The sequence below is a fragment of the Streptomyces sp. NPDC107765 genome (genome assembly GCF_055657085.1).
Window position 1 is genome coordinate 55,340 of sequence record NZ_JBVKBL010000002.1, and the last position, 22,077, is coordinate 77,416.

Here is a 22,077-nt window from a genome sequence, read left to right on the forward strand (position 1 = left end):
ATGCCGTGGGGAGGGGAGTTGGCTGCCAGCCTATCGAAGGAAGGTTCTGCCGCGACATAGGGCGCACAGGAGGCGCACGATGCGTGTCGCGCGCCTTCCCGTGCCCCGGCGGCTGCAGCCTCGGGCTTTGCAGTCTTTGCACAGTTTGCTGTGCGGGCGGTGACCGGACGGCGGGGTCCGGTCACCGGGCGCCGTACGGGCCGCCGGTCCGTACGGCGGCGTCCTAGGCGAGGCCGAGCCGCTCGGCCGCCGCGTCCGCGTCGATCGGGACCGTGACCGGCTGCGGCGCACCGGCGACCGCCCAGTCCGGGTCCTTCAGGCCGTTGCCGGTGACCGTGCAGACGATGCGCTGGCCCGGGTCGACCTTGCCCTGCTCGGCGGCCTTGAGCAGACCGGCCACCGAAGCGGCCGAGGCGGGCTCCACGAAGACGCCCTCCTGCGCGGCCAACAGACGGTAGGCGGCCAGGATTTGACGGTCGGTCACCTCGTCGATGAAGCCGCCCGACTCGTCCCGCGCGCGCTCGGCGTACGCCCACGAGGCGGGGTTGCCGATGCGGATCGCGGTGGCGATGGTGTGCGGGTCCTTGACGGGCTCGCCGCGCACGATCGGCGCGGAGCCGGAGGCCTGGAAGCCCCACATCCGCGGGGTGTGCGAGGCGATGCCGTCGGCCGCGTACTCCTGGTAGCCCTTCCAGTACGCGGTGATGTTGCCGGCGTTGCCGACCGGCAGCACATGGATGTCCGGCGCGTCGTCGAGCATGTCGACGATTTCGAAGGCGGCGGTCTTCTGGCCCTCGATGCGCACCGGGTTGACGGAGTTCACAAGTGCGACCGGGTAGTTGTCGGACAGGCCGCGGGCCAGCGTCAGGCAGTCGTCGAAATTTCCGTCGATCTGCAGGATCTTCGCGCCGTGCACCAGCGCCTGGCCCATCTTGCCGAGCGCGATCTTGCCCTGCGGGACGAGCACCGCGCAGACCATGCCGGCCCGCACCGCGTACGCGGCGGCCGAGGCGGAGGTGTTGCCGGTGGAGGCGCAGATGACCGCCTTGGCACCCTCCTCCTTGGCGCGGGTGATCGCCATCGTCATGCCGCGGTCCTTGAAGGAACCGGTGGGGTTGGCACCCTCGACCTTGAGATGTACCTCACAGCCGGTGCGCTCGGAGAGCACCTGGGCCGGCACCAGCGGCGTACCGCCCTCGCGGAGGGTGACGACCTCGGTCGTGTCGCTGACCGGCAGCCGGTCGCGGTATTCCTCGATGATGCCGCGCCACTGACGGCTGGTGGTGGTCACGGTGGGATTGGCAGACATGGGTTCCTTTACTCCCCTTCGACCCGCATGATGCTGGCGACGCCGCGTACGGTGTCCAGCTCGCGCAGCGCTTCAACGGTCGACGACAGGGCCGCGTCGGCGGCCCGGTGGGTGACGACGACAAGGTCGGCCTCGCCGTCCTTGCCCTGCTGGCGGACCGTATCGATCGATACGCCGTGTTCGGCGAAGACCGTCGCGACCTGCGCGAGAACGCCGGGCTTGTCGGCCACGTCGAGACTGATGTGGTAGCGCGTGACGACCTCGCCCATCGGGCTGACCGGCAGCGCGGTGTAGGCGGACTCCCCGGGGCCGGTGGCGCCGGCGAGCTTGTTGCGGCAGACCGCGACCAGGTCGCCGAGCACCGCGGAGGCGGTCGGCGCACCGCCCGCGCCGGGCCCGTAGAACATCAGCTGGCCGGCCGCGTCGGCCTCCACGAAGACGGCGTTGTACGCCTCCCGGACGGAGGCCAGCGGATGCGTCAGCGGGATCATCGCCGGGTGCACCCGGGCGGTCACCGACGCCCCGTCCGCCGCCCGCTCGCAGATCGCCAGCAGCTTGACCGTGCAGCCCATGCGCCGGGCGGAGGCGATGTCGGCGGCGGTGACCTCGGTCAGCCCCTCGCGGTGCACGTCGTCGATGGTGACGCGGGTGTGGAAGGCGATCCCGGCGAGGATCGCGGCCTTGGCGGCGGCGTCGAAGCCCTCCACGTCGGCGGTCGGGTCGGCCTCCGCGTAACCGAGGGCGGTCGCCTCGTCCAGCGCCTCGCTGTACCCGGCGCCGGTCGACGCCATCCGGTCGAGGATGAAGTTGGTGGTGCCGTTGACGATGCCGAGGACCCGGTTGACCTTGTCGCCGGCCAGCGATTCGCGCAGCGGCCGGACCAGCGGGATCGCGCCGGCGACGGCGGCCTCGTAGTACAGGTCCGCGCCGTTGGCCTCGGCGGCGGCGTGCAGCGCCGCGCCGTCCGCGGCGACCAGCGCCTTGTTGGCGGAGACCACGCTCGCGCCGTGCTCGAAGGCGGTGGTGATCAGCGTCCGCGCGGGCTCGATGCCGCCGATGACCTCGATGACGACGTCGATGTCGCCCCGTTTCACCAGCGCGGTGGCGTCGGTGGTGACCAACTCGGCCGGCACGCCCTCGCGCACCCGGTCGGGGCGGCGTACCGCGATCCCGGCCAGCTCCACGGGCGCGCCGATCCGGGCCGTGAGGTCGTCCGCGTGCGTCGTCATGATGCGCGCCACCTCTGAGCCGACAACACCACAGCCCAGCAGCGCCACCTTCAGCGGACGCGTACGCATCATTCGACCCCTGCTTCTCATCGATCAGCGATTTCCGTCTTGCTCCGCGCAAGACTCATGCACCAGTCTCACGCACCGGACGTCGGTTTCCGTCCGTCGTCCGGATACCGAGACATTTATTTCATCCGGGGCCGGGCCCCGGCGATCCGGCCCTACCCGACATCCAGGCGCAGGAGATCTTCCTCCGTCTCGCGCCGGACGACGACCCGGGCCGCACCGTCCTGCACGGCCACGACCGGCGGCCGCAGCGCGTGGTTGTAATTGCTCGCCATGGACCGGCAGTACGCCCCGGTCGCCGGCACCGCGAGCAGGTCCCCCGGCGCGACATCGGCCGGCAGGAAGGCGTCGCGGACGACGATGTCGCCGCTCTCGCAGTGCTTGCCGACCACCCGCGAGAGCATCGGCTCGGCGTCCGAGGTCCGGGAGACCAGGGCCACGCTGTACTCGGCGTCGTACAGGGCGGTGCGGATGTTGTCCGACATCCCGCCGTCCACGGACACGTACGTCCGCAGCCCCTCCAGCTCCTTGACCGTGCCGACCTCGTAGAGCGTGAAGGCCGTGGGCCCGACGATCGCCCGGCCCGGCTCGACCGACAGCCGCGGCACGCGCAGGCCCGCCGCCTCGCACTCCTTCGTCACGATCTCGTTCAGCGCCCTGGCGATCTCGTGCGGCTCGCGCGGATCGTCCTCGGAGGTGTACGCGATCCCGAGGCCGCCACCGAGGTCGATCTCCGGCAGCTCGATCCCGTGCTCGTCGCGCACCTCCGTCAGCAGCTGCACGACCCGCCGCGCGGACACCTCGAAGCCCGCCATGTCGAAGATCTGCGACCCGATGTGGCTGTGGATGCCGATCAGTTCGAGCCCGTCCAGCTTCAGCGCCCGCCGCACGGCCTCCGCGGCCTGCCCGCCGGCCAGCGCGATGCCGAACTTCTGGTCCTCGTGCGCGGTCGCGATGAACTCGTGCGTATGCGCCTCGACACCGACCGTGACCCGGATCTGCACCCGCTGCCGCTTGCCGAGCCGCTCGGCGATGTGCGCGACCCGCACGATCTCCTGGAACGAGTCGAGCACGATCCGCCCCACCCCGGCCTCCACGGCCCGGGTGATCTCCTCGGTGCTCTTGTTGTTGCCGTGCAGCGCGATCCGCTCGGCGGGCATCCCGGCCGAGAGGGCGGTGGCGAGCTCACCCCCCGAACACACATCGAGGTTGAGCCCCTCCTCGTGCAGCCACCGCACGACGGCCCGGGACAGGAACGCCTTCCCGGCGTAGAATACGTCGGCGTCCGGACCGAAGGCGTCGCGCCAGGCCCGGCAGCGCGCCCGGAAGTCCTCCTCGTCCAGGAAGTACGCCGGCGTACCGAATTCCTCGGCCAGCGCACGGACGTCCAGCCCGCCGACGGTCACCGCGCCGTCGGCGTTGCGCCGGACCGTACGCGACCAGACCTGCGGGTCAAGGGTGTTGAGGTCGGCGGGCGGCCCGGCGTAGTGCCCCTCGGGAAGGACGTCGGCGTGCCGGGGCCCGGCGGGGTGCGCGGAGCGGCTCATAACAGGAAGTTCCCCTCAAGAATTCACAAGCTCAGAGGTGTTCGGGTGCGGAGATGCCGAGCAGGCGCAGGCCGTTGGCGAGCACCGTCCCGGCGGCCTCGGCAAGGGCCAGCCGGGCACGGTGCACGGCCAAGGGTTTCTGCTCCCCGACGGGCAGCGGCGGACACACGTCGTGCCACCGGAAGAACGCCTCCGCCGTCGCCTCCAGATGCCGCACCACCCGGTCCGGCGCCCGCAGCCGCGCGGCGGCCTCGATGACGGAGGGGTAGGTGGCGAGCAGACCGTGCAGCTCCCGGATCCGGTCACGAAGCACGGCGAGCCGGTCGGGCCGGGAGGCGGGGGCGGCAGCTGGTTCGTCCCCGAGGACCTCCCCCGGCCGGGACGCGAAGCCCAGGTCATCGGCGTTCCGGACCAGCGCCCGCACCCGCGCGTACGCGTACTGCACCAGGAACCGCGGATTCCCCTCCCGCTGCACCGGCCGCTCGGGCACCCGCACCGGATCATGCGCGGCGGGCCGCAACAACACCCACCGGGCTTCGTCACTCCCGAGCCGGGCGACCAGCGCGGCCAGCTCGTCGGGCTCGTCGGGCCGCTGCCGGGCGGGGGGCCGGACGCCGTCCCCCACCGCCGCATCGATCCTTGCCAGCGCCTCGGCGACGACGACGTCCCGGGCACCGCGCTCCACGGTGCCCGAGCGAGACATGGCGTACGGATGGACGCCGTGAGGGGCACCGTTCGAGACGCCGTGAGAGACACCGTACGAGACGCCGTACGAGCCGCCCTGCGTCAGGATCTGGCGCACGAGGTCGACCAGCGCCCCGTCCCCCAGCGTGAAGTTCAGAAAACCCGGCCCGGCGATCTCGACCCGGTCGATCCCCGGGCTCCCCGCCAGCCGCTTCCGCAGGATCTCGGCGACCTCCCGGGCCGGCCGGCCCGCGGGCTTGGCGAGCTGCAACGCAACGTTCGACGCGTAGTCCCCGGAGCCGGGCCGCTTGGGCGGCCGCACCACGATCCGCGCCGGCACCGGCACGGAGAGCTCCCGATCCTCAACGGCACCGCGCACGGAGCGCAGGACGGTACGGGAGAGCTCAGCCGGGGTCACGGGACAAGCGTAGGGGAGAACGGGGACACCGACGCGACCGGTTTCGCCCTGTGGACACCGAGGCGCTGCGTCCCTGCGGGCCCGCACGGCAGTCACCCTGGGACACGAGGCGGCCGCGCGGCTCAACTACCCCGCCCCCTGCTCCCCGCCCGTACCGACATGCCCGCGGGACGAGGACGGGGCGCCCTCCCCCGCGCCGACGTGCCCACCGGCCGGTGCGCCCTCCCCCTCGGACCCGGATCCGGCTCCCCCGGCCCCCCGGCCCCCGCCGTACTCCGACTCCCCGCCCCCACCCTCGGGCCCGACCGGACTCCCTCCGGAGCGCTCCCCCGGCCCACGCTCGCGCTGCTGCCGCCCCTCACGCACCAGCTTCCCCACCGTCCGCACCAGCTCCGTCGGCTCGAACGGCTTCGCCAGGAACGCATCCACCCCCACCGACTCGCCGTTGTCGACCTCGCCCTCCGTGCAGGCGCTGACGATGGCGATCGGAATGTCCCAGGTCCGCGGATCGGACCGCAGGCGCGCCGCGGTGTGCAGACCGTTGAGCCGCGGCATCACGACATCAAGGGTCACGACATCAGGTTTCACGTGGTGCACGACATCCAGACATTCGGCACCATCAGCCGCGGTCACGACCTCGAAGCCCTCCAGCTCAAGGTTGACCCTGATCAACTGCCGGATCACCTTGTTGTCGTCCACAACAAGGATCCGACCGGACAAGCCAGGCACACCATGAGACTAGGGGCCCACCTGCGGCGCCGTCCCGGTTTTGCCCACTTCCGCCCCCATGCGGGGGACCTTTCCCCGACCGCCACCACCACGCCATCGCCATGCGCTAAGGCCCCCCTCCACCGACCCGAGTCGGGCCCGGGAACACCGCTCCCCCACCCCTCCCCAAACCTGTTCATGAACACCCCATCAGAGCTGGTAGGGTTCTACCCGTCGCCGCAAAACACAGCGGCAACGCCCCCGTAGCTCAGGGGATAGAGCAACGGCCTCCGGAGCCGTGTGCGCAGGTTCGAATCCTGCCGGGGGCACTCGCCCAAGACGTACCAAGTTGTATGTGATCAGGGCGGATGCCGACACGAAAGAGCGAGAGACGGTCTAACTGTCTCCCGCTCTTTCTCGTTGTTGCGCACTGATCGCGTGTGAGAGGCGTGTGAGCCAACAGGCGATGCGTGCACGCTGCTTGCCGGCGGGCCCCGCCGCCGACCATGCCTTTGGGTGCCGCCCCGGATCCGAACCGGGTGGCCGACGCCGACAGCGTTTTCAGTTACCAGCCACCCGCCTGCTTCTGTCTGCCAGACGAATCCACCTCCCACCCCACTGGTCGCGGCACCTACACCTGGCAACGAGGCATCTCCCACTGACGCGATCACCAATCAGCCGGCCTGGCCCCGCCACTCCGCTTCCCTTACGTAGCAGCCTGAATATTTACTAGAGGACATAGCCTTGGGCATGTCATTGCGCCAGTAAAAGATGTCCTCCCGGCTTGCTCCTCCACGGATTTCATCAACGGCTTTCTTTGAAATAATCAGGCAGAAATTCTTAATCAGTGGGCTGTGATTCCCAGATCGAATCAGCCGAAGCGAACCCTCATACCGGCCGGGTTGAAAGCTCCAGGCATCAGCCTGGAACAAGAAGATGGGCTGCTGAGGTTTTTCCTGACTGACGAGGAGTGGGGCAGGATCACCTGACCATCTATAGGAGATCCATTCAGCGGCGGGGTCGAAGTTCCATGTGCCCACCTCTTTCCAGTAGAAAACTGGCCTTTTGGAAGAGAAAATCGAGCCGACGGGAGTCAGTTGGAAACGTGCGTCACGGATGACCTCGACGTCCTGGGTCTTGACCCTGGTGGACACTGTCGGCTGAAGATAGAAATGAGTGTCCTTGCCAACCAGTCCAATTCGCATGAGATGAGGAAGCGCTAGATCGATTTCCGGTTTCTTTTGAAGTTCAGCGAAGTTATACAATGAAAAGGCTAGGGCGACTACACCGGCGGCTGTAGCAACCCATTTGTGCACGGCGTCGAAACGACCCCTCCAGGACGTCGTCGCCGCGTCATCGCTGTCGACCATGCTCTTACCTTGGCCAAGATCGCAGCCCTCCCCCCGTGCACTGCTCCATATGGTCGGCAGAATCGACGCGAGCCAGTGCGTTCACTCGTCCTGCGCCGCAACGTGCGGCGCAGGACGCACCTCAGTCACAGGGAGCGCCCCGAGGGCCCCGCTCGTCGCGACGGGCCGGGGCAGGAGCGGCGTCGTCGGATCCAACTTCTGACCCACCTCAAGCGGCATCGCGCCAGCGGAGCGATCGGGCGGGGTCAGGGCATCCCTCCATGGCCATCTCAATCCTTTTGGTGTTGTCGGCCTCGCTGTCGTCGAGGCAGCCTGCGTAGCGACGGTGACTGACCTCGGGCGGGTTGCCGGCGCCCCGGGCCCTCAACTATCGGGAGGCCTGCCCGGAGCCCGTTCGTGATGCATGTGGCACGGAGGGAGTACGGCTTCTGGGCTGAATCGCGAGCGGATGCAGCGCCGACGGGATCGCGGGCCGGATCTGGTGACGCCACGCACAGCTGCGGAGAGGCTGTTGGGCGAGTATCTGCCCGGAGCCTCCAACGCAAGACGACAAGGTCGCTCGTACTCACGGAGCAGATTCTCGATGCGTCGGCAGGCGATAGAAGCGCGCGGGGCTGTCGTCTTGGAAACGAGTGTGGTGGGGGAGACGACACATTTGTCACTCGCCCGGGCTCGTCGTCGAAGACACATCCTCCTTGGCGGTCCGAATGAAGAAGACGGCCGTGAGCATTCTGTTGGGCGTGGACGGCGTTGGTCGCCCAGCGGCCGGTCGGCCGTCGTGCCCCAGTCGTACGCTGCCTTAACCCTGGCCGGCGGTTCCTCCCCCTCGTACGCGAGCACAGCCCCCACGTGAGGGCCAGTCGCCGCGTCTCCTCGTCGGAAACGTCATCACCGCGCTTGACCATGTTGAGTGTTACGGCCGCAAGGCCGTCCGCCATACCTCACGGGTCTTCGCGACGCCCTTACGCCACCGCCCGATCCCGTACTTCCCGCAAAACTCGAACCACCGCAAGAGGAAGTCCGCCCATCGTCTCCCTTTTACTCATCCCGTTTCAGTCATGTTTTTGTGGCGGATAGGAATGAACTGGGCTCTCCTGCCCAAGAGACATAGAGCTCGTCGCGTGCCCGGGTGCAGGCAACGAACAACAGACAGCGTTCCGCCAGAAGATCGGCCTCGTGCTGGAGGCGGTCGACCGCCAGCGGCGTCACGGCTTTAGGAAAGGGGAGGGCGCCGGCATGGACACCGACTACTGCGACACAGCGGTATTCAAGGCCCTTGAACGAGTGCATCGTGCCCACGTTGACGGCTTCGACCGTTACCGGCCGGTCTGCTCTCAGGCGTTGCACCGGGATTCCAGCTGAAGTCAGGCGCTCCGCGACCTGATCGCAGGTCCGATTGAAACGGGCGCTCACGCCGATGTCACCCGGGGTGATGCCGGCGTCCAACCACATCCGGACTCGTCTGGCGAGCGCGTCCAGCTCCCCTTCCGGGGAATTGGCCGCGTGTGTCTCGGGGCCGTTTCCGTGCAAGGCCGAGCGGTAGCCGACCAGAGTGTCGTGGCGGGCGTCGTCCTCCAGCTCCGCAAAGGGACGGCCGACGAGAAGCGCCGTGGACCAGCTCAGAATCTCGTGGGTGGAGCGATAGTTCTTCCGCATCTTCGTGGACCTGCCCGCGACCTTGATCCCGAGCGCCTTCAACGAGACTTTGCTGTCGTAGATGCGCTGATGCGGGTCACCCGCTATGAACAGGTCGTCCGGACGTGCCGGTGCGGCAGCCCGCAGGAGCCGCCACTGCACCGGGTGCAGGTCCTGGGCCTCGTCCACCACGACGTGCCGGTAGCGAGGCCCGGACCGCTCAAGCAGATCCGCGGCCTCGGCACAGGTGCCGAGGTAGGTGCGCAGCCCGTCGGCGACGAGCCGCCCGGTGAACTCTTCGACGGCGCGCCAGACCGCGGGCCGAGAGATGGTCGGCAGTGCGCTTCCGCGCCCCCTGCGCTCGGCGGCCTCGTACTGGTCGTACGTGCGCAGGTTCTGGGCGAGGATGACGTGCTTGTACTCCTGAGCGAGAAACTGTGGGCTGCCAGTGAACCCGACGTCCTGAGCCGCCTTTTGCCAGCGGGCCAGCTCTTCGTCGGCGCGCAGGGGGCGGCGTGACGTGGACACCACACTCCCGGCAAACGCATCGACGGTCATGATGTCCACCCGTTCCCTGAGCGTCTCGTCGTCGACGAGCTCGCCGAGCCCGGCGCGAAGTGCGGCGACCAGAGCGTTCGTGTAGGTGGTGAGCAGGATGCGGTCACCGTCGCGCAGATGTCCGAGCAGGTGCCGTACTCGGTGGAGCGCGACGACCGTCTTGCCCGTGCCCGGACCTCCCGTGACCTGGGCGGGTCCGGAGTACGAGGGACGGTACGCCACCTTGTGCTGGGAAGGATGGAGGAAGACGCGCCACGCGGCAAACGGCTTGTCCAGGATCTCCCGGAGCTCCTCCTCTCCGGTGACCAACGCGATGCGGGTACGGGTGTGCCGGATGGCGGTGTCGTAGTCGGCCGGATCAAGAGGCCGCGTGGTGTCCTTGGCTGCCAGGCTCACCGCCACCACATCGCGCCACACCTCCTCGACAGTGAAGCCGGCCGCGAGGTACTCCAAGACCTCGCGCTGGTCCTGTGGGAAGTGGGGCGCGAACGCCTCCAGCTGCTCCGCGGTCGTCAGCACCCGTGCCTGGCGCAACGTGGTCCCGTCGATCCCGAGGGCCGCCAGGTCCCCGTCCGAGAACCTGGCGAAGAGCCGCTGCTCGGGCTGTGGCGCGACTCGCTCGTAGGCGGGCGTGAGCTCCTCCAAGACGGCGATGTCACGGATCTCGACGGCCCGGGTGACCGCGTTGATGCTCGCCTTCTGTTTGACGGCCCAGGCGTTCGCGGCGTCGTGCGGCAGCACCCGCAGCAGGACGTAAGTGTCCCCAATGTCGGGTGCCAGAACGACGCCGCGCGTCCCCCGGTCGATCCGGATGGTCCGGATGTGCGGGTCGCGCGCGCCCTTGAGCGACTCCAGCTTCAGGCCGGGATCCCTGAACAGCTGGTCTATGGTGAGGCGGTCGAACTTCTCCCAGGCATCGAACACCCCCTTCCGAACCGTCCCCTGGAGCTTGGGGAGCTGGGCGCAGAAGCCGATGTCAAAGGCGAGGCGGGGCATGGTGGGCAGTCGTCTCCCGATGTTCTACCGGTCGGACCGGTCCTCATCCCGGCGGCCCGGTTCGTCGGGCTCGTCCGGCTCTTCCAGGTCCCCCAGCGTCCGCCAGGCGAGGTCGGCGAGAGTGTCGCCCGAGGACGTGACCCAGCGAGCCGTACCTTGATTGGCCACGGGCCGGTCCGCCCAGGCGGCACGTTCCCACATGAGGGTGATCAGCCCCGAAGGCGAGTACTGCCGGCCGTCCGCGGCCCAGACGACCGGCTTCGTCCGGTGGTTCGTCCAGGTGGCCCGAGAGCGCCGCGGGTCCTCCGCGAGCCAGTCCTTGAGCGCTTCGACCTCCAGCGGGTAGGCGGTGCTGAGCGTGAGCGGCTCGCCTTCGTCCAGGACCCGCTTGTCGACCAGGACCTGGACGGCGTTGGGGCGGCGGCGCTTGCGCGTCGGTCGCACGCGACGGTACGTGTCCGGAGCGGAGCCGTCCTTGCCCTCCGTCATGGCCTCGATGACCCGTTCGGTGACCTCCCGGCAGCGGTCGACATCCGAGCACACGGCCCGGATCTGCGGGCGCCGCTCAGAGAGCCCGTCAATGACCTGGATGGTGACGGGCAGCAGCCGATCGACGATCTCCTTGGTCTTCGCCTTGGCTTCGTCGGACCAGGTCAGCTTGGTGTCGGGCTCGTCGATCCCCTCGGTGTCGAGGAGCCGGAACACCAGATGGGCGAGCAGGTAAGTGCCGTGTTCCGTCAGCGCGGCGGCCCGGCCTTCGTAGCGCTTCCGGAGGTCGAGGAGACAACGCCGCACCTCTCGGACCACCTGGACGGCGTTCCACATCAGGTAGACACCCGGCCTCGGGCGGAACAGCACGTCGTAGACCCCTTGTGGGCCGCGCTCCCACAGAGGGTCGAGCGCGAGCGCGATCCGGGCGGCGTACTGACTGTCGGCATGTGCACAGGCCAGGGCGACGGCTGCCTCGACCACCGTGCAGCCGGACTCCTCGGGGAGGTCGACCTCACTGCGCTGAACCCCGTACTCCAGGCCGAGCTCCGCCCGCATCTCGTCCAGGATGTCGCCCTGGACCGGGTCGAGGGCCACGAAGTCGCGGTCGCCCACGCTGTTCTGGCGATTGGTGGCGCGCGTAGTGTCGCTGGCGAACTCCTTGGCCGCGTGCGTGACGATGATCCGCACGCCGATCTTGGCCTCGGCCGCAGCGTCCTCCTTCTCCAGCGCCTCCGCCACCGCCCGCACGGTCTGGGCGCCGTTCACCACACTGGCATTGTGCAGTGTCAGCATCAGCGGCTTCTGCTGGGGAGCGCGCGCCGACCGCTCGACCTTCTCCACGCGGTCACAGAGGACGGTGATGCCGTTGTTGTAGTACCAGAAGTTGGCCGGCTCCTCGGTGAGGGTGGCGATCAGCGAGTTGTTGATGGGCGTCCTGCCCAGGGGCTTGCGGATGTTGAGGTTGAACAGGTTCGACCCGTGCTGCTCCGCCCAGTCGGCAACCTGCTCGGCGTCGACGACTCCCTGGTAGGACTCGTACAGTGCGTCGGAGCCCATGCCGAACCAGGGGAACAGCTCCGCGGTCAGGACCACCGGCTCGGGCGCCTGGTCGGCGCGTACGGAGGTCCACACCTCGGGAGCCAGGATGATCCGGTGATCCAGTACCGGGCCGAACCGGTTGAACTCGACCTCCCCGTTCTTGATCGCCTGCATGAAGCCCTCGCCGGGCATGTCGGGCCGCATCATCACCACGACCTGGGTGACGGGGACGGTCCCCTGGTCCATGACGGACTTGGCGTACTCGGCCAGCCTCCGGCCCCGCGGGTTGAACGGGGCGAAGTTCTCCTCGTCGATGAGCCGGAGACCGGCGAGGAGTTCCAGCACGGCCTGCCGGTCCCCCTTGGCCTTGCCCTCGGGGCTCCACTTGCTCTGGACGAGATAGACGTGGGGCCTGGCCCCCTCGACCACGGCGATCGCGTCGATGCCCTGATCAAGGTCTCCGTCGATGACGGTGGCGGCGGCCTCTTCCGGGCTGAATCCGGTGACGATCCGCACCGCCTGGGCGGCCAGCGCCCTGGAGGTGCAGCGCTTCTCGAAGTCGTCACCTGTGTACTTGGCCGCCAGGTCGCTGGTGTCCAGAACGTCGGCATAGACCTTCTGGAGGGCGTTGCCCACCTGTCGAACCGTGGTGTTCAGATCGGGCTGTCCGTCCTTGGCCCGCTGTGCGTTCACGTACTTCTTCCCTCCCCGTGGCCGAGCCGTCCGGCCCGACCGTCTTACCGGCGGCCTGGATCGTCCCGCTGAAACGGCGTTCAGGGCTCCTGGCCGTCGATATCCAGCCGGATGAGCGCCAGGGCCTCGCCGACCTCCGCGGTCAGCTCGTCAGCGGGCCCGTAGACGACGTCGAGGTCGGCGTGCAGCGGTTCCAGCACGACCCGGGCATCGGCCGCACGGCCCTTGGCGAGCAGCAGCATGCCGATGTCACGCCGCAGTTCGATGGCTTCCTCGCTGACGTCGCTGTCCACGGACCGGACGACGGCCAGAACCGATTCCAGAACCGTGAGCGCCTCCGTCACCTGGCCGAGTTCGGCGCGGCAGCGGGCGGCCTGGGCCCGGCAGGCGCGGGCCCGTTCGCTGGTGGGCCCGGCGATGCGGCCGTAAGCATCGGCGAGTGCGGTGAACTCGGGCAGCGCGGCCCGGTAGTCGCCACCGAGCAACCGGACCGCGGCCCGCTGGGTACGCAGCTCCAGCACCTGCCGGTTCTCCGCGCCGAGGGCGTGGGCGGCCGGCTCGATGACCTCGCTCAGCACCTCGGCGGCCTGCGCGAACCGCTCCTCCTCCAAGAGGGCGTCGGAGTGCGCGTACGCCTCCTTGATCTCCGCGCGGAGTTGGGCCGGCACGGGGAGGGGCGCGGCAACCAGCGCCTCCGGAGGCGCCGGCATGGCTGTCGGCCGTGGGCGGGAGCGCGGCGCGTACGGGTGGCGGAACAGCCCCGTGGGGTCCGGGGCGCCGGCCGGGCCCACCTCGCCGGACACCGGTGTCCGGCCCACCGCAGGGAGGAAGGGACGCAGCCGCTCGTACACCTCCTGGACATCGGCGGGCCGCGCCTCCGGGGCCTTGCGCAGCAGATGCAGGACGAGCTCCTCCAGCGCGGCCGGGACCTCGGGGCGCAGCTGCCGGAGCGGCGTGGGTGCGGCGCTGACGTGCTGGTACATGAGGGCGAACTCGCTGTCCGCATGGAAGAGGACCCGCCCGCTGAGCAGTTCGTGGAGGACGCACCCGAGCGCGTACAGGTCCGTCTGCGGGGTGATGCGGCCGCCGCGAACCTGTTCGGGCGCCATGTACTGGGAGGTCCCGATGGGCGTGCCGGTCGCGGTCAGCTTGGTCGCGTCGGTGCGCAGGATCGCCGCGATGCCGAAGTCGAGGACCTTCACCGTCCCGTCGCGGGCGACGAGGATGTTGCCCGGCTTGAGGTCGCGGTGGATGGCCGGCACCTCGTGGGCGTGCGACAGCACCGTGGCGACCTGGGCGGCGACAGCCGCCGCCCAACTCACCGGCAGTGGTCTGGCGGGGTCCACGTACGTGGACAGCTGCACGCCCTCTACGAGCTCCATCACGAGGAACAGCCGCTCGTGCGTGTCGTCGAGGACCGCGTCGTACACCTGCGGGACGCCTGGATGTTGGATGCGAGCGGTGATCCGGGCCTCGCGGCGGAACCTCTTGGCGAACTCGTCCGCGAGCTGTGGTGACGTGACGGACTGCTGCCGGATGAGCTTCACGGCCACGGGCCGGTCCAGTACGGCGTCATAACCACGCCAGACATCGCCCATGCCGCCGTGGCTGAGTTCCTCCAGGAGTTCGTACCGTCCGGCGATCACCTGCTGCGGCACCGCGCCCCGCCCCCGTCGCGTCCGTGCGCCGGCGTGCGTACCAAGGTGGTGTCGGCCGGCCCGACATGTCAGCGCCAGTCTGGGTGGTGCGGAGATCTTCCGTCCAGTGAGGTTGGCCGAGTTTGCAGCTATGGCCGAGAAGTGCCTATGCCGTTGAGTTGAGCCTCTCTCTGTCGAGCTCGTACTCCGCCCACACGCTCTTGCCCGGACCTCCGCCGGGCTAGGGGTACCAGCCCACCGACTCGCGAGGGCGGCCACCAGGAGCAGTCCGCGACCGTCGGTGCGGTCGGGGCCGGGGTGGTGGGCAGCCGGCTCGGGGTCGCGCTCGCCCCGGGTGTCGGTGACCTCGACGTACCGTCGCATCGGGCGCGGTGGTGAGCCGTACCTGGAAGTCCCGGCCGGGGACGCGCCCGTGGCGGACCGCGTTCGCGGCGAGTTCGGCCACGAGCAGGACGACCGTGTCGTGTGTCTCCGTGCCGTACGGGATGCCTCAAGCGTGCAGCCGCTCGCCGCACAGGCGGCGAGCGAGGCGGGCACCTCGCGGGGTCGAGCTGAAGCGCATCTCGAAGTGGTATGTGAGACAGGGTGATTGGATGGTCGGGAGGACGCCGGTGGGGTTGTTCGTCATGGCCCCCACGGTGGGCCAGAGTGGCCTAGCGTGATCAGCGGTGACGCGCCGTCGCGTTCGGCTTGTAGGCGGGAGACCGGCGCGGTGTACGGGCGCTGAAGGGTGACGGCGATGCGGGACGATGACGGGCCACCGGGCGGGAGCCGGAGCAGGTGGGGTACCGGCCGGAGGACGAGCCGGGGCAGGGCGTGGTGACCGCCTTCGGGCGCCGGTTGAGACTGTTGCGCATCCGGGAGGGGCTGGAGCGGGCGGAGTTCGGGAGGTTGCAGCGGAGCCGAGGGCGGACAGTGCGTCGAGGTGGCCGCGACCCCCGGTGCCATCCACATCCGTGACTCCAAGCGCCTAGGCGGCCCCGTCCTGACCGTCGGCCCCGCCGCCTGGGCCGGGTTCGTGGAGCTGGCGGCCGGGCACAAGGCGTAGCCGAACGCGGTGGGCGTCGCGCGTACACCGAGCCGGTGTACGCGACCCCCAGCGACGCGCTACGCCGCGTCGTCCAGGCCCTCCTCGCGGCGGATCATCCGCCACGCGGCACGGCGGGCACTGCGGTCCAGGCTCGACCTGAAGTTGCGGTCGGGGCCGAAGTACTGGCGCCCGAGACCGGCGATGGTGTCGATGTGGTCGGCCATCTTGTCCGCGAAGACCTTGTCGAAGACCTTCCCGAAGTTGTCCTCGTCATTGACGACGGCCGCGGCCCGTACCTTGGCGTCGGCCTTGGCTTCCTCGAAGGGCCGAATGACGTCCTGCTCCGTGAAGTCCGTGCCGAACTTGGCGTTGAACTTCTCAATCAATTCGGACAGCAGCGACTTCTCGGCTTCTTTGGCGCCGCCGGCGCCGTCGCCGAAGCCGGGCATCGTCGCCGGCCCCTCGGGGCTGAGGGAGACGTCATGTTCGCCGGTCTTCTGGACGCGCAGGTGGCTGAGGTCCACCTCACCGATGTCCACGCCGCCGTCCGTACGCCCGCGCAGCCGGGTGAGGAGGTAACGACCGTAGAGGTGCAGACGCTCCAGATCCGGGTCGTGATAGGGCACGATCTGGGCGAGGAAGCCGTACTTGCGTACGTAGTCGTGGAGGTCGGCGCGGAAGTCCTCGGCCGTCTTGACCTCGTCCTCGTCCTCATCGTTGTCGCGCAGGGCCTCGTAGCGGGTGACAGCGGGCGAGAGGAGACGGTACAGCTCGGCGTGCAGCCTTTCCCACTTGGACGGTGAGCCGGCGGCCTTCTCCTTCGCCTCGAAGTAGGCGGCGGCGAACTCGTCCATCTCCGCTTCGGAGATGATCGGCGCGGACATGACCCGGCTCTGGGCGGTGTAGAGCAGGTTCGGGTCCGAGGGGAAGGTGTTCGCCTCCTCGAAGTACGGGCGGAAGGCTTCCTTGATGTCCTCGGCGTCGTTGGTGAAGTCCAGGACGGCGAGGTCCGCCTGCGTCTTGCGTTCGGCGGTGCGGTTCAGGCGGGAGAGGGTCTGGACGGCCGAGATGCCCGTCAGCTTCTTGTTGACGTACATGGTCGTCAACAAGGGCTGGTCGAAGCCGGTCTGGTACTTCTCCGCAACCACCAGGATCTTGTACTCCTGCTGCCCCTTCGCTCCGGCCTTGACGGCCTTGTCGTCGGCGCGGGTGTAGGCGAACGCCTTGGGCAGCGCGGTCTCGGAAAGGCCGCCGTTCTCCTTGGGCTCCGTGGTCTCCTCGCCGTCGATGGTCAGGGAACCCGAGAAGGCGACCAGGACGCCGAGGTCCGGGTACTTGGTGTGGTAGTCCCGGTCCTGGATGTAGCTCCTGATGGCGCGGGCCATCTGAACGGCGGAATGCCGGGAGGCGGTCACCACCATGGACTTGGCGCGCCCGCCGAGCCGGCCGCGGGTGTGGGTGACGAAGTGCTCCACGATCACCTGGGCGTGCTGGGAGACCGTCGAGTCGTGGGTGAGGGCGTACCGGGCGAGGAGGGAGTTCGCCTTGGCGGGGTCGACCTCCAGTTCGTCGCGGTTCTGGTTCACCAGTTTCCAGTACGTGCCGTACGTGACGTAGTTCCGCAAGGGGTCGAGGATGAACCCTTCCTCGATGGCCTGACGCATGGAGTACGTGTGGAAGGGGCGATAGGCCTCCTTGCCGTTGACCTGGTCGGGCGTGCCGAAGAGTTCCAGGGTCTTGGACTTGGGGGTGGCGGTGAAGGCGAAGTAGGAGAGGTTGGCGGCCCGGGAACGCTCCAGCGCCTTCTTCTTGAGCTTCTCGGTGACGGTGACGCTGGTCGCGCCGGCATCCTCGGAGTCGGAGTCGAGACCGAGCTCGCGGAGGGCGGCACGGACGGAGGTGGCCGCGTCACCGGACTGGGAGGAGTGGGCCTCGTCGATGACGATGGCGAAGGTGGTGCCCTTGATCTCGGTCGGGTTGCGCTGGAGGTAGTCGATGAGCGCGGGGAACGAGTGCAGTGTGACCGTGACGATCTTGCCCGTGTCACGGGAGAGGGCGCGGGCGAGCTGTTCGCTCTTGGCGCCGGACTTTTCGTCGATCTTGACGACCAGGCCGTCGGTCTGGGAGAAGCTGCCGACCGTCTCGCGGAGCTGGGCGTCCAGGTTCCGGCGGTCGGTGATGACGATGACCTTGTCGAAGACGGGTGTCCTGGGCTCGATGAAACCCGCGGACAGCGCCTCGGTGTCGAGGGTGCGGGGGTCGTTGTCCGCGTGCAGGTCGGAGAGGCGGTGGACGAGCCAGCCGATGGTGTTGGACTTTCCGGATCCGGCCGAGGCCATGATCAGGTAGTTCTGGCCGGCACCGTGTGTGGCGGCGTGGGCGGTGAGCTTCTTGACCACGTCCCACTGGTGGTAGCGCGGGAAGATCGTGGTACGGGTGGTGGCGCCGCCGGGGGTCTTGGACTTCTGCTGGTGAACGAAGCGCTGGAGGAGGTCCAGCCAGTTCTCGCGCTCCCAGACCTGCTCCCAGAGGTACGAGGTGGCGTACTGGCCGAAGGCTGCGGGCGCGGGGTTGCCGGCACCACCGGGGCGGCCGGGCCCCTCCGAACCGGTGTTGAAGGGGAGGAAGTGGGTGTTCTTTCCCTTGAGTTGAGTGGCGACGAACACCAAGTCCGGGTCCACGGCAAAGTTGGCGATGACCCGGCGGGTGAAGATCAGCTCGGTGGGGTCGCGGTCGTTGCGGTACTGCTCCTTGGCGTGCTCGACGCCCTGGCCGGTGAGCGGGTTCTTGAGCTCCGCGGTGGCGATCGGGATGCCGTTGAGGAACAGGGTGAGGTCGAGCCGGTTGTTCCAGTCGAGCTGCTTGGTGGCGTAGGGGAGCTCGCGGACGACGGTGAGGCGGTTGGCGCGGTAGCCGTCGAGGACGGAGTCGTCGGCGACGAGGTTTGGCTTGAAATAGGCGACGCGGATGAGTACGCCGCGATCCTTGACGCCGTTGCGGAGGACGGTGAGCAGGCCGTCGTTGGCGATGGCCTGATCGAGGCGGCGCGCGAAGCCGCGCTGGGCCTCGTTGGGGTCGCCGTAGATGGTGCGGAGCTCGTGCCACTCCTCGCCCTGAGTCTTGCCGATGAACTCGAACAGCTCCTGCGTGTCCAGCCCGAGGTCGGGCTGATAGCCGGCGGGGCTGACCTCGCGCCAGGGGCGGGTGCCGTCGCTCGCAGGGCGGGTAAGGGCCGCGACTATCGCGGAGCCGAAGGCGGACTCGTCGTGGACGGGGCTCATACGGTGATTCCCTCCGTTACGTTGCGCCCGCTGGCGGTGGATACGTCGAACTGGCCGGTTACGGCGGCGGTGATGAGGGACTGCCGACGTTCCTTGAGTAGGGACACCTGGCGATCGAAGCGCTCAGCGAGAGCATCAATACCGTCGGTAACTCGCTGAATGCGCTCAATGATGCCCTTCTGCTCCCTCAAGGGAGGCAGGGGGATCCTGATCGCGCACAAATCAGGCATGAAGACAGTCACATTAGTAGTGCCAACTTGGACGCTCTCAAAATACTGCCGCATGGAACGCAACAGCATGAGCAAGTATTGCGGAATCAGAAACTTCCCACACGTCCAGGTCGCAAAGTGCTGACTCACCGCCATATCAACACCCATAATTGTCGAGAAACCGACCGAAGCAGTACGGGAAAGAACCACCGTTCCCGCCGGATGCACGGTAGCCGAAGAATTAGCCAATCCCAACTTGCTGATCCGCTGTGCCGTCACGGCGAGTTCGGTCTGCCGGACGTTGCGCATGCGACCTACATCGAAGAGGGAGATCCAAGGAATCTCGCAGTTCTCCCAGAACTCTGGCCTACTTCGACTGGGAGTGTGACCACTTCCCAAGGTTGCAACGAACTTTAGCGGCACCACCGGCCAGCTCTCCGGAATCTTCGGAGCCCAACCGAGGCCAACATCACAGTGCGCACCTGGGCGGTCTGCACCTGTACTCAAGGAATGCACCGTGGCCCAACGGCGCTCATCGAGGAGCCTGCGCCCCCTCATCGCCGCCAGGGTGATTTTTTCAATGCGCGAGGTCTCCGAGTCAAGGAAGTCGGCGATGCGACGCTGCTCCTCAAGGGAGGGCAGCTCCACCAACATGTCCCGTAGAAAGCAGTCGGGGACCCGCTGCTGCCCCGCGACACCGTACATCTCGGCTTCGCCAAGCTTGAGGAAGCTGTGGGTGTTTACCACGTACAGGAGGAAGCGGGCATCGATTCGCGGACCAGGGCGAAGGACGTGAAGTTCAGTAGTACCGGCTCCAACTCCGCCGAGAAGCCCGCTGATCAATACTGCACGACCCGCTTCGAAGGTCGGCGTAATCTTCGGGACCAGGACGTCGCCGTCCTGAAATCGCGTATACCCCATGGCCACGGACGCCTTGCGGCGACGCCTTGAGAGGTCTAGTCGGCTGCCCGGCCACACGGCCTCCATGGGCAGAAAGGTCAACTCGTCTTCTTCGGCAAGACGGTCGAACGCTGGGGTGAGCGGGTTAACCTGAGCTAGGTGACGAAGACGCACCGTTGTCATTCAGCCACCTCACCCAACAGAACCTGAATTTCAGCCTCCAGCATCTTCAGTTCTCGATTGATCTCCGCCAGCGGCCTCGGCGGCTCGTACACATAGAAGTGCCGCGTGAACGGAATTTCGTAGCCGATCTTCGTCTTCGTGTGGTCGATCCACGCATCTGGAACGTGCGGGTGGACCTCGCGCTTCAGGTAGTCCTCGACGTCCTCGCCCAGCGGGACGTTCTCGTAGTCGCGAAGCCCCGCGTCAGGCTCCGGTTCGCCCTTGAGAAGCTGAACTTCGCCCTCGGGGTCGCGGACGCCGATCGTGTCGCGGACCGCCTTGGCGAAGGGCGCGCCCGTGGGCCAGAGCAGGCCGGCGCCGACCACCGCGTCCTTCAGGGCAATCAGCGCTTCGGACTTGGTAGGCCACGACGAGCCCAGCAGCGTACGGACGGCGGCCACGAACTCCTCCGTCTCCGCCAGCTTCTGGACCGGCTTCGCCGCGGCGAGAGCGGCAAGCGTCTCCTCCGTGACCTCGAAGCGGAGCTTCAACGGCCGCTCGACCGTGATGCGCTGGTAGCCGAACGCCTCGTTGTCGAAGACCTTGACCTTGGCGTGGAGCGGATGCTCGGGGTCCGCCGCGACCTGGATCGCGTCCGCGTACAGACGCGTCACGTCCGCGATGTGCTGCTTGCCCAGTTGCTTGCGCTTGTCGCCGAGCGACTTGCGCATCTTCTGGAACTGGTCGCGCGCGTCCAGCAGGATGACCTTGCCCTTGCGGTCCGGGGACTTGCGGTTGGTGAGGATCCAGAAGTACGTGGAGATGCCCGTGTTGTAGAAGAGCTGGTCCGGGAGGGCCACGATCGCCTCCAGCCAGTCGTTCTCCAGGATCCAGCGGCGGATCTCCGATTCGCCCGAGCCTGCCGCGCCCGTGAAGAGCGGCGATCCGTTGAAGACGATGGCGATGCGGGAGCCGCCGCCGCCCTTCGCGTCCACCGGCTTCATCATCGAGATCATGTGCTGGAGGAAGAGGAGCGAGCCGTCGTTGATGCGCGGCAGGCCCGCGGCGAAGCGGCCGGCGTCGCCCAGGTGCTTGTGCTCGTATTCCACCTCCTCCTTGACCTTCTTCCACTCCACGCCGAACGGCGGGTTGGCCAGGAGGTAGTCGAACCTCTCGCGCCGGTGAGCAGGGTCGCTGAAGGAGTTGCCGAAGGCGATGTTCTCCGGGTCCTGACCCTTGATCATCAGGTCGGACCGGCAAATGGCCCAGGACTCCGGGTTGAGCTCCTGGCCGTACACCTCCACCGTGGCATCCTCGTTGTACTCCCTGATGTGCTCCTCGGCCGCGGAGAGCATGCCGCCCGTGCCGCAGGCCGGGTCCATGACCGTGCGGACCACGCCCGGGACGGTGAGCGCGTCACCGTCCGGCTCGATCAGCAGGTTCACCATCAGCTTGATGACCTCACGGGGGGTGAAGTGCTCACCCGCTGTCTCGTTGGACTGTTCCGCGAAGCGACGGATCAACTCCTCGAAGACATAACCCATGTTGTGATTGGGCACGACCTCGGGGTGCAGGTCCAGGTCCGTGAACTTGCCGATGACCTTGTAGAGCAGGTCGGCGCCGGCCAGCCGCTTGATCTGCTGGGAGAACTCGTACTTGTCGAGGACCTCGCGGGCGTTGTCCGAGAAGGCGCCGACGTACACCTGAAGGTTCTTCGCCGCGTTCTGCGGGTCGGCGGCGATCTTCTTCAGGGTCAGGGCGCTCTTGTTGTAGAAGGAGTGCCCCGAGGCCTTGCGCAGCCAGTGGTCCGGGTCGATGTCCTGGCCCTCGTACTGGGCCGCGGTCTCCGCGACCTGCTCTCGGGTCGGCTCCAGCACGCACTCCAGCCGGCGCAGCACCGTGAACGGCAGGATGACCTTGCCGTAGTCGGACTGCTTGTAGTCGCCGCGCAGGAGGTCGGCGACGGACCAGGCGTGGTTCGCCAGTTCCGTGTGCTTACTGCTGTTCAAAGGATTCCCCGGTTTCCTTCCGGACCGTCCCGCCCAACCGGAGCGGGTGCGGACAAGTGTGGTAGATGGCTGAGAAGTTCGGGTG

General features: G+C 68.0%; 12 protein-coding genes, 1 tRNA gene and 2 pseudogenes. 2 read left to right on the forward strand and 13 right to left on the reverse strand.

Annotation, left to right across the window (positions count from 1 at the left end):
• Positions 1-223: 223 nt before the first annotated feature.
• The 5 genes from thrC to ACZ7MX_RS04775 form a co-directional block, all read right to left on the reverse strand.
• Positions 224-1,309 carry a threonine synthase gene (gene thrC / locus ACZ7MX_RS04755; protein ID WP_472129388.1) on the reverse strand — a complete coding sequence of 362 codons (1,086 nt, stop codon included), beginning with the start codon at positions 1,307-1,309 and terminating at the stop codon, positions 224-226.
• Between the two features lie 8 nt (positions 1,310-1,317).
• The gene (locus tag ACZ7MX_RS04760; protein WP_030414154.1) at positions 1,318-2,610 is read right to left on the reverse strand and encodes a homoserine dehydrogenase; all 1,293 of its coding nucleotides are present in this window, start codon (positions 2,608-2,610) and stop codon (positions 1,318-1,320) included.
• 149 nt (positions 2,611-2,759) lie between these two features.
• Positions 2,760-4,151: a diaminopimelate decarboxylase gene (gene lysA, locus ACZ7MX_RS04765; protein WP_472129389.1), complete on the reverse strand. Its 1,392-nt coding sequence runs from the start codon at positions 4,149-4,151 to the stop codon at positions 2,760-2,762.
• A gap of 31 nt (positions 4,152-4,182) precedes the next feature.
• Positions 4,183-5,253 (reverse strand): ArgS-related anticodon-binding protein NrtL, encoded by a 1,071-nt coding sequence (nrtL, locus tag ACZ7MX_RS04770; RefSeq protein ID WP_472129390.1) that lies wholly within the window; start codon positions 5,251-5,253, stop codon positions 4,183-4,185.
• 126 nt (positions 5,254-5,379) lie between these two features.
• Positions 5,380-5,952, reverse strand: coding sequence for a response regulator (locus tag ACZ7MX_RS04775; RefSeq protein WP_472129392.1), 573 nt, complete (start codon positions 5,950-5,952; stop codon positions 5,380-5,382).
• A 266-nt stretch (positions 5,953-6,218) separates the two neighbouring features.
• On the opposite strand from ACZ7MX_RS04775, the gene ACZ7MX_RS04780 reads away from it, so the two are divergent.
• A tRNA-Arg gene (locus ACZ7MX_RS04780) sits at positions 6,219-6,290 on the forward strand.
• Between the two features lie 345 nt (positions 6,291-6,635).
• Here the strand turns inward: ACZ7MX_RS04780 and ACZ7MX_RS04785 are convergent.
• From ACZ7MX_RS04785 to ACZ7MX_RS04805, 5 genes and pseudogenes are all read right to left on the reverse strand, one after another.
• Complete coding sequence (locus ACZ7MX_RS04785) at positions 6,636-7,331, reverse strand: hypothetical protein (protein ID WP_472129394.1); 696 nt, start codon at positions 7,329-7,331, stop codon at positions 6,636-6,638.
• Positions 7,332-8,387: 1,056 nt separating this feature from the next.
• On the reverse strand, positions 8,388-10,520 hold the full coding sequence (locus ACZ7MX_RS04790) for a UvrD-helicase domain-containing protein (protein ID WP_472129395.1): 2,133 nt from the start codon (positions 10,518-10,520) through the stop codon (positions 8,388-8,390).
• A gap of 24 nt (positions 10,521-10,544) precedes the next feature.
• Positions 10,545-12,743 carry an AIPR family protein gene (locus ACZ7MX_RS04795; protein WP_472129396.1) on the reverse strand — a complete coding sequence of 733 codons (2,199 nt, stop codon included), beginning with the start codon at positions 12,741-12,743 and terminating at the stop codon, positions 10,545-10,547.
• Positions 12,744-12,823: 80 nt separating this feature from the next.
• Positions 12,824-14,401 (reverse strand): serine/threonine-protein kinase, encoded by a 1,578-nt coding sequence (locus ACZ7MX_RS04800; protein ID WP_472129398.1) that lies wholly within the window; start codon positions 14,399-14,401, stop codon positions 12,824-12,826.
• Positions 14,402-14,546: 145 nt separating this feature from the next.
• A pseudogene (locus ACZ7MX_RS04805) lies at positions 14,547-15,029 on the reverse strand (ATP-binding protein).
• 279 nt (positions 15,030-15,308) lie between these two features.
• Between ACZ7MX_RS04805 and ACZ7MX_RS04810 the strand changes: the two are divergent.
• A pseudogene (locus tag ACZ7MX_RS04810) lies at positions 15,309-15,449 on the forward strand (DUF397 domain-containing protein); the annotation flags it as partial.
• A gap of 59 nt (positions 15,450-15,508) precedes the next feature.
• On the opposite strand, the gene ACZ7MX_RS04815 reads toward ACZ7MX_RS04810, so the two are convergent.
• Genes ACZ7MX_RS04815 through ACZ7MX_RS04825 form a run of 3 tightly spaced genes read right to left on the reverse strand, consistent with a single transcriptional unit; the run spans position 15,509 to position 21,992 of the window.
• Entirely contained in the window at positions 15,509-18,712 is a 3,204-nt protein-coding gene (locus ACZ7MX_RS04815) for a type I restriction endonuclease subunit R (RefSeq protein ID WP_472129400.1), read from the reverse strand.
• Positions 18,709-20,004: a restriction endonuclease subunit S gene (locus ACZ7MX_RS04820; RefSeq protein ID WP_472129402.1), complete on the reverse strand. Its 1,296-nt coding sequence runs from the start codon at positions 20,002-20,004 to the stop codon at positions 18,709-18,711. Before ACZ7MX_RS04820 ends, ACZ7MX_RS04815 begins: the two co-directional genes overlap by 4 nt.
• Complete coding sequence (locus ACZ7MX_RS04825) at positions 20,001-21,992, reverse strand: type I restriction-modification system subunit M (protein ID WP_472129404.1); 1,992 nt, start codon at positions 21,990-21,992, stop codon at positions 20,001-20,003. Before ACZ7MX_RS04825 ends, ACZ7MX_RS04820 begins: the two co-directional genes overlap by 4 nt.
• Positions 21,993-22,077 lie beyond the last annotated feature (85 nt).

Bases quoted from the DNA above. Each gene is read 5' to 3' on its own strand.
- ACZ7MX_RS04790 (WP_472129395.1), bottom strand. From the start codon at position 10,520: ATGCCCCGCCTCGCCTTTGACATCGGCTTCTGCGCCCAGCTCCCCAAG.
- ACZ7MX_RS04760 (WP_030414154.1), bottom strand. From the start codon at position 2,610: ATGATGCGTACGCGTCCGCTGAAGGTGGCGCTGCTGGGCTGTGGTGTT.
- lysA (WP_472129389.1), bottom strand. From the start codon at position 4,151: ATGAGCCGCTCCGCGCACCCCGCCGGGCCCCGGCACGCCGACGTCCTT.
- ACZ7MX_RS04820 (WP_472129402.1), bottom strand. From the start codon at position 20,004: ATGACAACGGTGCGTCTTCGTCACCTAGCTCAGGTTAACCCGCTCACC.
- ACZ7MX_RS04815 (WP_472129400.1), bottom strand. From the start codon at position 18,712: ATGAGCCCCGTCCACGACGAGTCCGCCTTCGGCTCCGCGATAGTCGCG.
- ACZ7MX_RS04785 (WP_472129394.1), bottom strand. From the start codon at position 7,331: ATGGTCGACAGCGATGACGCGGCGACGACGTCCTGGAGGGGTCGTTTC.
- thrC (WP_472129388.1), bottom strand. From the start codon at position 1,309: ATGTCTGCCAATCCCACCGTGACCACCACCAGCCGTCAGTGGCGCGGC.